General features: G+C 64.6%; 12 protein-coding genes and 2 pseudogenes. 7 read left to right on the top strand and 7 right to left on the bottom strand.

The window, feature by feature from the left end:
• A pseudogene (locus CK228_RS07065) lies at positions 1 to 227 on the top strand (5-aminolevulinate synthase); the annotation flags it as partial.
• A 33-nt stretch (positions 228 to 260) separates the two neighbouring features.
• Here CK228_RS07065 and CK228_RS07060 read toward each other — a convergent pair.
• On the bottom strand, positions 261 to 1,427 hold the full coding sequence (locus CK228_RS07060; protein ID WP_095787326.1) for a pyridoxal phosphate-dependent aminotransferase: 1,167 nt from the start codon (positions 1,425 to 1,427) through the stop codon (positions 261 to 263).
• 231 nt (positions 1,428 to 1,658) lie between these two features.
• Positions 1,659 to 2,078: a large conductance mechanosensitive channel protein MscL gene (gene mscL / locus CK228_RS07055; protein ID WP_027047745.1), complete on the bottom strand. Its 420-nt coding sequence runs from the start codon at positions 2,076 to 2,078 to the stop codon at positions 1,659 to 1,661.
• A gap of 249 nt (positions 2,079 to 2,327) precedes the next feature.
• Here mscL and CK228_RS07050 point away from each other — a divergent pair, with 249 nt between their 5' ends.
• A complete protein-coding gene (locus CK228_RS07050; protein ID WP_095787353.1) occupies positions 2,328 to 5,837 on the top strand; it encodes a PAS domain-containing hybrid sensor histidine kinase/response regulator in 3,510 nt (1,169 codons plus the stop codon).
• 33 nt (positions 5,838 to 5,870) lie between these two features.
• Here the strand turns inward: CK228_RS07050 and CK228_RS07045 are convergent, their stop codons facing one another.
• On the bottom strand, positions 5,871 to 6,506 hold the full coding sequence (locus tag CK228_RS07045; protein WP_095787325.1) for a TetR family transcriptional regulator: 636 nt from the start codon (positions 6,504 to 6,506) through the stop codon (positions 5,871 to 5,873).
• A 92-nt stretch (positions 6,507 to 6,598) separates the two neighbouring features.
• Here CK228_RS07045 and CK228_RS07040 point away from each other — a divergent pair, with 92 nt between their 5' ends.
• Entirely contained in the window at positions 6,599 to 7,252 is a 654-nt protein-coding gene (locus CK228_RS07040) for an O-methyltransferase (RefSeq protein ID WP_095787352.1), read from the top strand.
• Positions 7,253 to 7,392: 140 nt separating this feature from the next.
• Positions 7,393 to 8,670, top strand: coding sequence for an MFS transporter (locus tag CK228_RS07035; RefSeq protein ID WP_245437984.1), 1,278 nt, complete (start codon positions 7,393 to 7,395; stop codon positions 8,668 to 8,670).
• Positions 8,671 to 8,706: 36 nt separating this feature from the next.
• On the opposite strand, the pseudogene CK228_RS07030 reads toward CK228_RS07035, so the two are convergent.
• The 3 genes and pseudogenes from CK228_RS07030 to CK228_RS07020 all read right to left on the bottom strand — a co-directional run.
• A pseudogene (locus CK228_RS07030) lies at positions 8,707 to 8,956 on the bottom strand (LysR family transcriptional regulator); the annotation flags it as partial.
• Positions 8,957 to 9,115: 159 nt separating this feature from the next.
• Positions 9,116 to 9,775, bottom strand: a complete 660-nt coding sequence (locus tag CK228_RS07025; RefSeq protein ID WP_095787323.1) for a response regulator transcription factor — start codon at positions 9,773 to 9,775, stop codon at positions 9,116 to 9,118.
• Between the two features lie 180 nt (positions 9,776 to 9,955).
• The gene (locus tag CK228_RS07020; protein WP_027047742.1) at positions 9,956 to 10,390 is read right to left on the bottom strand and encodes a hypothetical protein; all 435 of its coding nucleotides are present in this window, start codon (positions 10,388 to 10,390) and stop codon (positions 9,956 to 9,958) included.
• A 107-nt stretch (positions 10,391 to 10,497) separates the two neighbouring features.
• Between CK228_RS07020 and CK228_RS07015 the strand changes: the two genes are divergently transcribed.
• Together CK228_RS07015 and CK228_RS07010 are read left to right on the top strand one after the other, a co-directional pair.
• Positions 10,498 to 10,848, top strand: coding sequence for a DUF952 domain-containing protein (locus CK228_RS07015; RefSeq protein WP_095771908.1), 351 nt, complete (start codon positions 10,498 to 10,500; stop codon positions 10,846 to 10,848).
• Complete coding sequence (locus tag CK228_RS07010; RefSeq protein ID WP_095787322.1) at positions 10,845 to 11,924, top strand: quinone-dependent dihydroorotate dehydrogenase; 1,080 nt, start codon at positions 10,845 to 10,847, stop codon at positions 11,922 to 11,924. Before CK228_RS07015 ends, CK228_RS07010 begins: the two co-directional genes overlap by 4 nt.
• On the opposite strand, the gene CK228_RS07005 is transcribed toward CK228_RS07010, so the two are convergent.
• Positions 11,917 to 13,257, bottom strand: coding sequence for an MATE family efflux transporter (locus CK228_RS07005; RefSeq protein WP_095787351.1), 1,341 nt, complete (start codon positions 13,255 to 13,257; stop codon positions 11,917 to 11,919). The genes CK228_RS07010 and CK228_RS07005 overlap by 8 nt on opposite strands.
• A 133-nt stretch (positions 13,258 to 13,390) precedes the next feature.
• On the opposite strand from CK228_RS07005, the gene CK228_RS07000 reads away from it, so the two are divergent.
• The gene (locus CK228_RS07000; protein WP_095787350.1) at positions 13,391 to 14,293 is read left to right on the top strand and encodes a histone deacetylase; all 903 of its coding nucleotides are present in this window, start codon (positions 13,391 to 13,393) and stop codon (positions 14,291 to 14,293) included.
• Position 14,294: the final 1 nt, after the last annotated feature.

Here is a 14,294-nt window from a genome sequence, read left to right as displayed (position 1 = left end):
ACGGCATCTACATCCAGCCGATCAACTACCCGACCGTGCCGCGCGGCACCGAACGTCTGCGCATCACGCCGACACCGTTCCATTCCGATGCGCTGATCGCCGAGCTGCAGGACGCGCTGGTCGAGACCTGGGACGCGCTCGGCATTCCCTACGGCTCGGCAGGACGGCCCATTGTTGCGAAGAGCGATCGGATCGTTCCGCTCCTGGTGCCCAAGTCCGGCGGTTGAAACGGGACTCGACTGCCAGCCGACGCGGGCTGGCTAAATAGTCTTCATCCATTTCGCCAGCCGGTGCGCTGCTTCCTCGATCTGGTCGAGGCGGCGGTGGAAGCACAGCCTGAGGAAGGCTTCGCCGCCGGGGCCGAAGGCGGTGCCGGGCGCCAGGCCGACATTGGCCTTGTCGACGATGTCGAAGGCGGCGGTGCGGGAATCGGTGATGCCGTCGACGGTGAAGAACAGATAGAAGGCGCCCTGCGGCACGGCAAACCGCGCGCGGCCGGTGGCGCCGAGAATGCCGCAGACCAGGTCGCGCGCTTTTCTCGCCCGCTCCACCTGTTCGGCGACGAAGCCATCGCCCTCGTCAAGCGCAGCCACCGCGCCGCGCTGCATGAACTGGGCAACGCCGGAATTCGAATACTGGATCAGGTTCTCGAACACCTGCTGCAGGCTTGGATGCGTCTTGATCCAGCCGACGCGCCAGCCGGTCATCGCCCAGTTCTTGGAAAAGGAGTTGACGAACAGGATGCGGTCTTCCTCCGTCGCTATGTCGAGGAAGGACGGCGCACGGCCATGGCCGTAGTGGAACAGCGAATAGATCTCGTCGGCGATGATCCAGACGTTCTTGGCGCGCGCCAGGTCGAGGATGGCCTGCAAGGTCTCGTGATCGGCGGTCCAGCCGGTCGGGTTCGACGGCGTGTTGATGAACAGCGCCTTGGTGCGCGGCGTGATCGCCGCGGCGATCTTCTCGACGTCGCAGGACCAGCCATTGCCGGAATGATCGAGCGTGACCGGCACCGGAACGGCTCCCGACAGGGCGGCGGCAGCGTCGAAATTCGGCCAGGCCGGCGACAGATAGATCACCTCGTCGCCGGCGCCGGCAAGAGCGGTAAGGGACATCTGGATGGCATGCATGCCGGATCCAGTGACGATGAATTGCTCCTCCGGGAACGTCTTGCCGAAATGCCTGGCGTAGTAGCGTGCCAGCGCCTGCCTGAGGTCGGGGATGCCCCTCTGCCATGTGTAGAACGTCTCGCCGCCGGCCAGCGCCTTCGACGCGGCATCGGTGATGAAGGCGGGTGTCGGCAGGTCGCCCTCGCCGGCCCATAACGGGATCAGGCCCTCGCGCAGGCGGCCGTAATTGACGACGGCGACAATGCCGCTTTCCGGTGCGGCGCGGGCTTCGGCGCGAAAGCTATCGATCAGGCTCATGGACAAATCCGTTTTCCCTTAGAGCAGTTCACCGTTTCACGGAAACGGCAACCCGCTCTAACTCTTTGTTTTAACGCAATTCCCCAGGGAAAGCGCTACGCGGTTTCCCGGGAAAACCGTTTCACACTTTTCCTGGAATTGCTCTAGGCTTGCCGCTCTTTACCAGATACGAAAACAGAAAACCCCAGCCGCGAACGACCGGGGCTTTGGTCCAGCAATGGCTGGCTGAATTTATCGCTTGGCGAGCAGATCGCGGATTTCGGTGAGCAGCGCGACATCGGCGGGGGGCGGCGCGGCCGGGGCAGCAGGCTTCTCGCGCTCGAGCCGCCGGCGCAGATTGTTCACCCCCTTGACCATCAGGAAGATGACAAAGGCAATGATCAGGAAGTTCAGCGCCACGGTGATGAAGCTGCCATAGGCAAAGACCGCGCCTTGCTTGCGCGCATCTTCAAGGTTGGTCGCAGTTACATTGTGCGACAGGCCAATGAAGTAGTTGTTGAAATCGACCCCTCCGAGCGCGCCAATGAAAGGCATGATGACATCATCGACCAGCGAAGTGACGATCTTGCCGAAGGCAGCGCCGATGATGACGCCGACGGCCAAGTCCATCACGTTACCCTTGGAAATGAATTCCTGGAATTCTTTCAGCATTCGACCCTCCTTGCATGGCGGGCCGCGCTGCCGTTCCGTCCTTGCCGCATCGACCCGGCGACAACATAACAAAAACCTCCGGTTGCAACATGGGCAAAAAGGAGAAAGCAATCGCTTTCTCCTTCCCTGCCGTTAGCCTCCAGAAATCACGCGCTTCATGCACCCAAAGCCGTGATGGACTTGGGACCCAAGCTGTGATTGCGTTCGGACAAGCCGGACAGAAAGACTGCAAAGGAGGAAATTCCGGGCGTGCAAGGCTTGTTCATCGTCATCATCGCGATCGCCTATGTGACGTTGCTGTTCGCCATCGCCAGCCTGGGCGACCGCCGCTCGGCCATCTCCGGGCCCGGTCGTGCGCGACCCTTCATCTATGCGCTCAGCCTGGCGATCTATTGTACCTCGTGGACCTTCTTCGGCTCGGTCGGGCTCTCCTCCGAACGCGGCCTCGAATTCCTCGGCATCTATACCGGCCCGTTGCTGGTGTTCGTGTTCGGTTTTCCGCTGCTCAACCGCATCGTGCGGCTGGCTAAGACCGAGAAGATCACCTCGATCGCCGACTTCCTCGGCGCGCGCTACGGCAAGAGCTTCACCGTCGCGGCGATCGCCACGCTGATCGCCACCATCGGGGCGGTGCCCTATATCGCGCTGCAGCTGAAGGCGATTTCCGGCTCGGTCAGCCTGATGGTCGAGCACTATACGGGATCGCCGCCCTCTTTCGATCCGTTCGTCAGCGACATCTCGCTGGTCGTCGCCATGCTGCTGGCCTTGTTTGCCGTGCTGTTCGGCACCCGCCATGCCGACGCCACCGAACATCAGGACGGGCTGGTGCTGGCGGTGGCGGTCGAAACCGTGGTCAAGCTCGCCGCCTTCCTGGCAATCGGTCTGATGGTCACCTTCCTGATCTTCGGCGGCCCGGGCGACATGTTCGCCAAGCTGGCGCAGAATGCACAAGTGCGCCAGGCGATGGGCTACAACACCTCGCTCGCCACCTGGCTGGTGCTGACTTGTCTGAGCGGCTTTGCCATCGTCATGCTGCCGCGGCAGTTCTACGTCACCATCGTCGAGAACCGCGGTGAAGCCGAACTGCGTACCGCGACCTGGGTGTTTCCGCTCTATCTCGTGGCGATCAACCTGTTCGTGCTGCCGATCGCCTTTGCCGGCCTGTCGCTGGTCGGCACCGGCACCAGCAGCGATCTCTACGTGCTGTCGCTGCCCCTGTTCAGCGGCCACGACGTGCTCGCCATGGCGGCCTTCATCGGCGGGCTGTCTGCGGCAACGGCCATGGTCATCGTCGAAAGCGTGGCGCTCTCGATCATGATCTCCAACGACCTCGTCATTCCGCTGTTCGTGCGCCGCCTGCTCAAGACCTCGACCTCCGAGAACGAGGACTGGTCGACGCTCATCCTGAATGTGCGGCGCGGAGCGATCTTCATCCTGTTGTTCATCGCCTTCCTCTACTACCGCGAGAGCACCAACAGCGCGCGGCTGTCGTCGATCGGGCTGATGTCATTCGCGGCCATCGCGCAGTTCGCGCCGGCGCTGATCGGCGGGCTGATCTGGCGCGGCGCCAATGGCAGGGGCGCCGCACTCGGCATGATCGCCGGCATCCTCGTATGGGGCTACACACTGCTTTTGCCCTCGCTTGTCGCACCCGATGCCGACATCATCTTGCAAGGGCTGTTCGGTTTCGAGGCATTGCGGCCGCAGGCGCTGTTCGGAACGGTCGCCGAACCGCTGAACCATGGCGTGTTGTGGAGCCTGTCGATCAACACGCTGTTCTTCGCCCTTGGCTCGCTGTCGCGCGCGTCGGTGCCGCTGGAGCGCATCCAGGCGTCGATCTTCGTGCCACGCGACGCCAGTCCGATGCCGAGCCTGCGCCGCTTCCGCACCGCCATCACCGTCAACGACCTCAAGGACACGATCGCGCGCTACCTCGGCGTCGAGCGCACCGAGCGTTCCTTCCAGTCGTTCGAGAAGACCAACGGCACCTCGCTGCACGGCAAGGAGCAGGCGAGCATGGAGGTCATCCGCTTCTCCGAGCAGCTTTTGGCCAGCGCCGTCGGCTCCTCCTCGGCGCGGCTGATCCTATCGCTGCTGTTCCGGCGCCATGACCGCGAATCCCGGGATGCCTTCCGCCTTCTCGACGACGCCACCGAGGCGCTGCAGCACAACCGCGACCTCCTGCAGATCGCGCTCGACCAGATGGAGCAGGGCATCACCGTCTTCGACCGCGATTTCCGGCTGATCTGCTGGAACCGCCAGTACCGGGCGCTGTTCGACCTGCCCGACGAGATGGGCCAGGTCGGCGTCTCGCTCGACCAGATTCTACGCCATCTCGCCGAGCGCGGCGACATCCCCGCCGACCAGCGCGTGGCGATGCTCAACCGGCTGACCAGCTTCGTCAGCCCCTGGCAGATGGAACTGAAGACCAGCGGCCGCATCCTGGAACTGCGCTCCAACCCGATGCCGGATGGCGGCATCGTCGCCACCTATGCCGACATTTCCGGGCGCGTCGAACAGGATCTGGCGCTGAAGCGTGCCAATGAATCGCTGGAACAGCGCGTCAAGACCCGCACCATCGAGCTGACCCGGGTCAACGAGGAGTTGACCCGGGTCAACGAGGAACTGGCGCAGGCGCAGATGCTGGCCGAGGAGGCCAATCTCGGCAAGACGCGCTTCCTCGCCGCCGCCGGCCACGACATCCTGCAGCCGCTGAACGCCGCCCGGCTCTATTGTTCCTCGCTGATCGAGAAGGCCGGCAAAGGCCCAGCCGGCAAGGCGGCGGTCAATATCGAATCCTCGCTGGAATCGGTCGAGACGATTCTCGGCGCCGTGCTCGACATCTCGCGCCTCGATGCCGGGGCGATGAAGCCGGACGATACCGCCTTCAATCTCGACGGCCTGCTGCGCCAGATCGGCAATGATTTTCGGCCGATGGCCGCCGAGAAAAAACTCGGCCTGACGATCATGCCGTCTTCGCTGACGGTGGTGACCGATCGCAATTTGTTGCGCCGCCTGATCCAGAATCTTGTCTCCAACGCCATCAAGTATACCCGCAGGGGTCGCATCCTGGTCGGCGTGCGGCGGCGCGGCGAACTGGCGGAGATCCAGGTGATCGACACCGGCATCGGCATTGCCGGCGAGAAGCTGAACACGGTCTTCCATGAGTTCACCCGGCTCGATGAAGGCGCGCGCGAAGCCGAAGGGCTCGGCCTTGGCCTCTCCATCGTGGACCGCATCGCCCGGGTGCTTCGGCTGGAAATCCGCATCTTCTCCAATCCAGGCAAGGGCACGCGCTTTTCGGTCATCCTGCCGGTCGCAGCGGTGCAGGAGCCGCGACGCGAGGTCGAAACCAAGGCTCCCGCCCGTGCCGCGGCTTCGCTCGCCGGGCTGCATGTGCTGTGTATCGACAATGACGCCCGCATCCTGGAGGGCATGCGGCTGCTGCTCGAAGGCTGGGGATGCAAGGTTGATACCGTGTCCGGCTCACGGGATCTGGAGAACGCCGCGCTACACCGCCCGGATATCGTGCTTGCCGATTACCATCTCGACGGCGAAACCGGCCTCGATATCATCGCCCGGCTGCGTGCGACCCATGGCAACGACCTGACCGCCGTGCTGGTCACCGCCGACCGGTCCAACGAGGTGCGGGCGGCGGCAGCTGGGCTCGATATTGCGGTGATCAACAAGCCGCTGAAACCGGCGGTGCTGCGTTCGATGATGGCCAGGGTGAGGCCGCTGGCATCGGCGGCAGAGTGACGCCAACGGGCCGGCCGGCCACAGCTGGCGCTTTCAGGCCCTGTGCCCCAGGCTCCTGAGGTAGGCGCAGAACATATCGGCTATCGCATCGGAATAGGTCTCGATCTCCGCCGGCATTCGCGAACTTGCCGAAAAATCCCGTCCCGCCGCACTGAGCATCGTCGTGACCAGCTCGCCGGCCATGGCTCGGGTGGCATCGGAGGCCTCGGGCAGTGTCTCCTGCATGAATATCTCGACCGTGCGCTCCGCCGAAGCCCGCGCCTCTTGAGCCTCTGGCGCATCCCGATAAAGCGGCGCCGCGTCGTTGAGCGCGCCACGCACTGCCGCTTCTTCACACTCGGAGCGGACAAAGGCATGCACCAGGATGCGCAGCCGCTCGAGGGGCGGCTTCTCGACCTCCTGGAGAATACGGCACAGCAGGTCGGTCGTTTGCTGCCATTCGTCGCTCTGCAGCCGGAACAGAAGTGCCGCCTTGTTGGGGAAATACTGATAGAGCGAGCCGACGCTGACTCCGGCCCTTTCGGCCACGCGCGTGGTGGTGAAACGCGGCGCGCCTTCCTTCTCCAAAACCTGAACAGCAGCCTGCAAAAGAGCCGCGACAAGGTCCGAAGCGCGAGCCTGTTTGGGCTGTTTTCGTGAGGAAATCGAATGACTTGGGCGTTCGGTCATGTCTCGGCCCGGTAATGCGAATTGGAAACCTGAAGGATTATTCGTATTTTCGGCGCAACACAAGCACGCAGCCATTTCGACCGGAGACGTTCATGACGACGCTGACCAATGCCCCGCTGGCCCCGCTGCTCGCCCGCCTGTTCGAAGAAGCCAATGCCGCAACCAGTCCGGTGGCGGGACTCTCGCACGAAGAGCGGGCGCGCCTGATCAACAGCAAGACCGAATATGTCGATTTCTACGGTCGGCTGAAGGACCTCTGGCTGGCGATCTCGCCGGAGACCGGCACGCTGCTCTACATGCTGGCGCGCAGCAGCGGCGCGCGCATCATCATCGAGTTCGGCACCTCGTTCGGCATCTCGACGCTCTATCTTGCGGCAGCGCTCAGGGACAATGGCGGCGGCCGCCTGATCACCACCGAATTCGAGCCGTCCAAGGTGATGCGGGCTAAGGCCAATCTGACCGAGGGCGGCCTCATCGACCTGGTGGAGATCCGCGAGGGCGACGCGCTTGAAACGCTGAGCACCGACCTGCCCGAAACGATCGACCTTTTGCTGCTCGACGGCGCCAAGGCGATCTATCCGGAGATCCTCAGCCTGGTCGAGAGCCGCTTGCGGCCAGGCGCGCTGGTCATCGCCGACAATGCCGATTTCTCGCCCGAATATCTCGAGCGGGTGCGCTCGCCGGCGTCGGGCTACATGTCCACGCCGTTCGGCGAGGACGTCGAATTGTCCGTGCGGCTCGGCTGAAGCCGGCCCCATCGCCGTATTGGATACTACCACGCGGCTCAAACCTCCTTGTCGCTCCAGGGCGACCGTAGGCGTTTACGTCAACCAACGCGCAAACCCCGGGCGTCGACGACAGTCGGCCTCCATGCGCAGGTGACGTCATGATCAACACGCTTCTTTCCTCCTGGCGCGCAGCCCCGCGCCCAGCCCTGATGGGGCTTCTGCTGTTCTTCTGCGCGGGTTTCGCCGATGGCGCGCTCGTGCCTTTCTTTCCGCTCTGGGCAAGCAGCGAGGCGGGCATTCCCGTCGGCGCGATCGGCCTGCTGTTTGGCTGCTATGCCGGGGGCGAACTGCTGGCGGCGCCGCTGATCGGCGGCATCGCCGACCGGGTCGGCCGGCGGCCGGTGCTGATTGCCTCGTCGCTTGGCGTCGGCGCCGGCTTCCTGGCTTTGTTCTTCGTGCATGGTATCGCCGTTACCGCGATCGTGCTGCTTCTGACCGGCATGTGCGAATCGGTGCTTCATCCAACGATTTTGACCACGATCGCCGATGTGACCCCGCCATCCGCGCATCCGCGCTGGTTCAGCCTGGCGCGCGTGAGTTCAAGCGCCGGGCAGATTCTCGGGCCGGCCAGCGGCGCCCTGCTGGCGCTGCTATCGCTACGCAGCGTTTTCCTCGCCGGCGGCACGATGCTTGTGCTGGGCGGCATCGTGATGCTCTTCGCCCTGAACGAGACGATCGGCATCGGCCGCGCCGCCGGCGACGATCGCCACGGCGGCGAAGACAACGAAGAGGAAGGCCTGTCCGCGCTGCTGCCGGCGTTCCGCGACGGCCGGCTGGCGAAGCTGCTGCTCTGGGTCGTGCTGTTCGAGGTCGCCGGCAACTGGATCGAGGCGGTGATCCCGCTCTACGCGCAGGATGCAGGGACGCTGACGCCATCCGGCGTCGGCGCGCTGTTCGCCTACGCCGCCGCCCTGACGGTCGGCCTGCAGATGCTGGTCAGCCGCCTGATCGAGGCACGATCCGCGCTCTGGCTGACGGTCGGCGCCGGCCTTGCGACGATCCTCGCCTTTGCGCTGCTCGCCGCCTCGCCGGCGATGCTGACGCTGATCGGAGCGGTCAGCCTGTGCTCGATCGCGCAGATGCTGGTCGGACCGCTGGTGCCGACCGCCGTCAATGCGCTGGCGCCGCCCGCACGGCGCGCCTCCTACATGGCGGCTTCGTCGGTGGCGGTCGACCTCAAGGACTCGTTGGGGCCGTCGATCGGCACGGCGCTTTACGCGCTGGCACCGCGCCTGCCCTGGATCGCCGGCATTCCGCTGGTGGCGATCGCATCGCTCGGCCTCGGCGCCGCCATCGGCCGGGCGCGCAATCCTTCGCGGCCGACCGAGGATGATGCCACGCCGCAACTGGGTTCAGCCGTCGAAAACTATCGCTGAGATTCGGCGCCATCGCACAGACGCGGGTCGATAGCCTCAGACGGGGCTGTCCAGCGTGTGCGAATTGCGGAACCGGGGCTTCGCGCCGCTGGCCGCCGGCGACGGACGGTGCTCGCGAAACGCCATGGCAAGGGTGCGCGATGCATCGCGCGATTGCGGGTCTGAGAGCGTGGACAACAGCACGATCTCCGACGCCGGCAGCGGTGGAAGGCCGAATTTGCGGCTGACCTCGACGGTGCCGGGCGGGGAGGCGGCAAGAGAACACCGATGCGGCGAGACCGGCTGATTCCGTTGTCCATAATGCACTGCGCAACGGCTTTGGCTGGGTGATGCTCTATGGCGGCATCGGCGTCTGGATCATGGCCGCCATCAGCTTCGTGAGTTTCAACGCCCGACCGGTGCGGACAGAGGTCCAGTGTCCCGATTGAACGGGCGACGCAGACGCTCAGCTGTTGGTCTGCAAAGGGTCGGTGCCGATCTTGGACAGAAGGATCACCGCCTGGGTGCGGCTGTCCACGCCGAGCTTCTGCAGGATGGCCGAGACATGCGCCTTGATGGTCGCCTCGGAAACACCGAGCTCATAGGCGATCTGCTTGTTGAGCAAGCCTTCGGCCAGCATGCCGAGCACGCGCGTCTGTTGCGGCGTCAGCGCCTGCAGCCGCTTGATCAGGTCCGATATTTCGGGATCGCGCTCGACACCGAGATCGACGCCAACGGGCGCCGCGATGTCGCCGGCCAGCACCGATTGCACGGCGTTGCGGATTTCCTCCATGCTGGCCGATTTGGAGATGAAGCCGGATGCGCCGAGATCGAGCGCGCGCCGGATGGTCGCCGGATCGTCATGCGCCGAGACCACGATCAGTGGCACCGCAGGGTGAATGCCGCGCAGCGAGATCAGGCCGGAGAGACCGCTGGCGCCCGGCATCGACAAATCGAGCAGCACCAGATCGACATCCTCATTGGCCACGACCAATGCCTTGGCGCTTTCGAAATCGCCGGCCTCGTGAATGGCGGCGACACTGCCGATGCCGGCAAGCGCTTCGCGGAGCGCACCGCGAAACAGCGGGTGATCGTCGGCGATGACGAAAGAATAGCCTGACGGCAAATGTTCCTCCCCGAATCCCGTCGATGATTTTTAAGCTTTTCGGGACCAGTCGGACGATTATGAGGGGCAGCGCGCTGTTTTCAAGCGGCAAAACCAGTGCGCCGCGTTTTCCCTGCTTCGCAAGATCAAAGTCCTAAGGCGTCCTTTGCGCGTCCAAAGGACGCACGGCGCCATAGGAGCTCAGGTCTTCTGCGAGTTGAGCTGGGCGCCGCCGCCGTTATCCTTGTCCATATCCTTGACGATGCCCATGAAGCCCCTGAGGAAGCGCTCCATGTAGCTCATCGTCTTGTTGAAATCCTCCTCGCTCGGCAGTTTCGATTCGAGGCGGGCGGAGAGCGAATTCTCCAGCTTGGTGACGCGCTCGTCCATTGCCTTCATCGAGGTCTGCAGGCGGTCGATTTCGTCCTGGAACGCGGCGCGTTCGTCGGCCGCCACCTTGCAGACGAGCTGACCGGAGCGTTCCTCGCAGATCGACATCGCACCGGTCTGCGTGTCCATGCGGACATAGCCGTTGGCGGATTTTTCCAGCCGGTAGCGATCGGTCTCTTCCGAATAAGCTGATACCGCGACCAGTGAAACCAGCGCGGCGGGGATCAAGATGTGTTGCAGACGCATGTTGTCCTCCATGGCCAAGGCCTGAAATATCGCATGTTTGCGCCGGAAATGGGGAAGACCCTTGGCGTGGCCTTCCCCGCACGACTGGTTCAGACTATAGCGCAACCATGTCTCAGTTTATCTACAAGATAACCCCGCAAGCGCTTTGGCGCGAGGCCGAAGCCAGGGGCCGCTTCACCGGCGCGCCGATCGACGTCGCCGACGGCTTCATCCATTTCTCCACGGCGGCGCAGGTCCGGGAAACCGCGGCAAAGCATTTTTCCGGCCAGACAGACCTTCTGCTGGTCGCCGTCGACGACGCCAGCCTGGGCGACGCGCTGAAATACGAGGTTTCGCGCGGCGGCGCGCTGTTTCCGCATCTTTACGGCGTGCTGGTGCTGGATGCCGTCAAATGGGTGCGGCCGCTGCCGCTCGGTGCCGATGGCGCGCATCGGTTCCCGCCGCTGGAGGGGCAATGAGCGTGCTCGACCGACTGGGCCAGAAGCTGCTGTTCACCTTCGATCCGGAAACTGCGCATGGCCTGTCGATCGCGGCGCTGCGCTGCGGCCTGCCTGCCGGCGCGCGGACGGTGCGCGATATCAGGCTGAAGGCCAGCCTCTGCGGCCTCGATTTCCCCAACCCGCTCGGCATGGCGGCCGGCTACGACAAGAATGCCGAGGTGCCCGACGCGCTGCTTGGCCTTGGCTTCGGCTTTGCCGAGGTCGGCACGCTCACGCCGCTGCCGCAGGCCGGCAATCCGAAACCGCGCATCTTCCGGCTGACGGCGGATGAAGCGGTGATCAACCGGCTGGGCTTCAACAATGAAGGTCATGCCGCGGCCGAAAAACGCCTTGCCGCGCGCAAGGGACGTTCCGGCATTGTCGGCGTCAATATCGGTGCCAACAAGGACAGCGCCGATCGCATCGGCGACTATGAGCGCGGCGTCACCCGCTTTGCCCCCTATGCCAGCTACCTCACGGTCAACATCTCCTCGCCCAACACGCCCGGCCTGCGCAACATGCAGGCGCGCGAGCAACTCGGCGAACTTTTGTCGCGTGTCATGGCCGCGCGCGCGTCGGCGGCGGCCCAGCCGCCCATTTTCCTCAAGATCGCGCCGGATCTGGTCGAGGCCGAGTTGGAAGACATCGCCGCCGAGGTCGCGGAAAAACGGATCGACGGAATCATCGTCTCCAACACCACAATTTCGCGGCCGCCGCTGCGCAGCGCCGGCGTCGCAGGCGAGACCGGCGGGCTTTCGGGAAAACCGCTGTTCGAACGCTCGACTGTCGTGCTGGCGAAGATGCGCAAGCTGCTCGGGCCGGGCATCGCCATTGTCGGGGTCGGCGGCGTGGATTCCGCCGAGACCGCGCTGGAGAAGATCCGCGCCGGGGCCGACCTGGTGCAGCTCTACACCGGCATGATCTATGCCGGACCCGCGCTGCCGGGCCGTATCGTCGCCGGCATGGCACGCTTTTGCGAGACGGAGCGGCTGAAGTCCATTGGCGAATTGCGCGACAGCCACCTCGATCGGTGGGCGTCCAAGCCGCTCAGCTGAACGCCGTCCGCACCCGCAACCGCAAAATGGTCAGCAGGCTGAAGCCGCGCGCCAGCAGGAAAACGTGCAGCGCCGCCCACAGGCCGTGATTGCCGAAGGCGGGCGCCAGCGTCAGCAGCGCGACGGCAAAGACCAGAAACGACAGCAACATCATGTTGCGCATGTCGCGCGACCAGGTCGCGCCGATGAAGACGCCATCCATCTGGAACGCCAGCACGCCGCTCAGCGCGGTGAATGCCGCCCAGGGCAAATAGATGTCGGCCACCGAACGGACCTCCTGCGATGTCGTGACGATGGCGACCAGGTTGGCGCCGGCCGACAGCAGCACCAGGGTCGCGGCACCGGCCAGCCCTAAACCCCAGAACAGGGTCAGCCGCACCGCCCGCCGGAAGGGTTGCTCGGCGCGCGCGCCGACGGCACGGCCCGCGAGCTGCTCGGCGGCGGTGGCAAATCCGTCGAGGAAATAGCCGGCGACGAGGAAGAAGTTCATCAACACCGCATTGGCTGCCAGCGTCACCGTGCCGAACTGCGCGCCCTGGCGGGTGAACAGCGCGAAGGCGGCAAGCAGCGAGAACGAGCGGATCATGATATCGCGGTTGAGCGACAGCATGCGCAGGAAGGCGGCCATGTCGAGCAGCCGATGGCGCGGCAAGGGCGGGGTCGCGCGGAAGCGACGGACCACGACGGCGAGACCCAGCAGCATGGCCAGGAATTCGCCCGTGACCGTTGCCCAGGCAACGCCGGCAACGCCCCAGCCAAGCTTCAGGCCAAGCAGGAAGCAGAGCGCGATGTTGATGCCGTTGAGCACCAATTGCAGCACAAGGCCGAGCCCGCCCTCGCCACGCCCCAGCACATAGCCGAGAATAGCGTAGTTGATCAGCGAGAACGGTGCGGCAAGCAGCCTGATCCTGATGTAGACGCCCATCGCCTCGCTGACGCGCGGTTCGGCGCCCATGAACCACTGGCCGCCGATGGCGATCAACGGCGAAAGCGCCGCCAGCACGACACCGGCAACGACCGCGATCAGCACGGCGCGCCAGAACACCGCCTGTTCCTCGAGCGCGTCGCCACGCCCGAAAGCCTGGGCGACGAGGCCGGTGGTGCCCGAACGCAGAAAATTGAAGCTGGTGAAGACGACGTCGAAAACAAGTGCGCCCGCCGCAAGGCCGCCGAGCAAAGCAGCGTTACCGAACTGGCCGACAACAGCCGTGTCGACCAGGCCGAGCATCGGCGTGGTCAGATAGGCGAGCGTCATCGGCACCGCTATGGCGAGCACGGAACGGTTGGTAACGACAAAAGCTCTGGCGTCGACTGGAGTTGCGCCCTTGTCCAAGGGATTGCTGCCTTGCTGATTTGCGGCTTGATCGAAGAGCCGATGTGCCCCATTTTCCGGCCACCGCGCAATCATTCTTCCCGCGATGGCCAACCGAAATCCCGGTCTGGCGCGAAGCCGCCGGATTCCGTTCATGCCCCTGCAGATCGTCCACCACCCCGACTACGACGCCGGCTTTGCCACCAACCATCGCTTCCCGATGAGCAAGTATCCGCTGCTGATGGAGGCTTTGCGCGCACGCGGCCTGGCCAGGTCTGACGCGCTCAACGCCGCGGATCCCGCACCGGCATCATGGCTGAGGCTTGCCCATGTGGCCGACTATGTCGACCAGGTCATCAACTGTTCAGTGCCGGAAAAAATCGAACGCGAGATCGGCTTTCCGGTCGGCCCGCGCGTTTCGCGCCGCGCGCAGCTTGCGACCGGCGGCACGATACTGGCCGCGCGGCTCGCCTTGCGCCATGGCATCGCCTGCAACACCGCGGGCGGCAGCCATCATGCGCGGCGCGCGCAAGGCGCCGGCTTCTGCACCTTCAACGACGTTGCCGTCGCCTCGCTGGTGCTGCTCGACGAGGGTGCCGCACAAAACATCCTGGTCGTCGATCTCGATGTGCATCAGGGCGACGGTACGGCGGATATTCTGAGCGACGAGCCAGGTGTATTCACCTTCTCCATGCATAGCGAGCGCAACTATCCCGCGCGCAAGATCGCCTCCGATCTCGACATCGCGCTTCCCGACGGCACGGGCGATGCCGCCTATCTCCGGAGGCTGGCCACGATCCTGCCGGAGCTGTCGGCCCGGGCGCGCTGGGACATCGTTTTCTACAATGCAGGCGTCGACGTCCATGCCGAGGACCGGCTTGGCAGGCTGGCGCTTTCCAATGACGGCCTGCACGCCCGCGACGAGATGGTCATCGGCCATTTTCGTGCGCTCGGCATTCCGATCTGCGGCGTCATCGGTGGCGGCTATTCCACTGATGTTCCGGCCCTTGCCGCACGGCACGCCATCCTGTTCGAGGTCGCTTCGGCCTACAGCTGAA

Origin of the sequence: Mesorhizobium sp. WSM4312, assembly GCF_002294875.1 — a bacterium.
Classification (GTDB): Bacteria; Pseudomonadota; Alphaproteobacteria; order Rhizobiales; family Rhizobiaceae; genus Mesorhizobium.
Note: the sequence above shows the minus strand (reverse complement) of the source record. Positions and strands in the feature narration are given on the sequence as shown.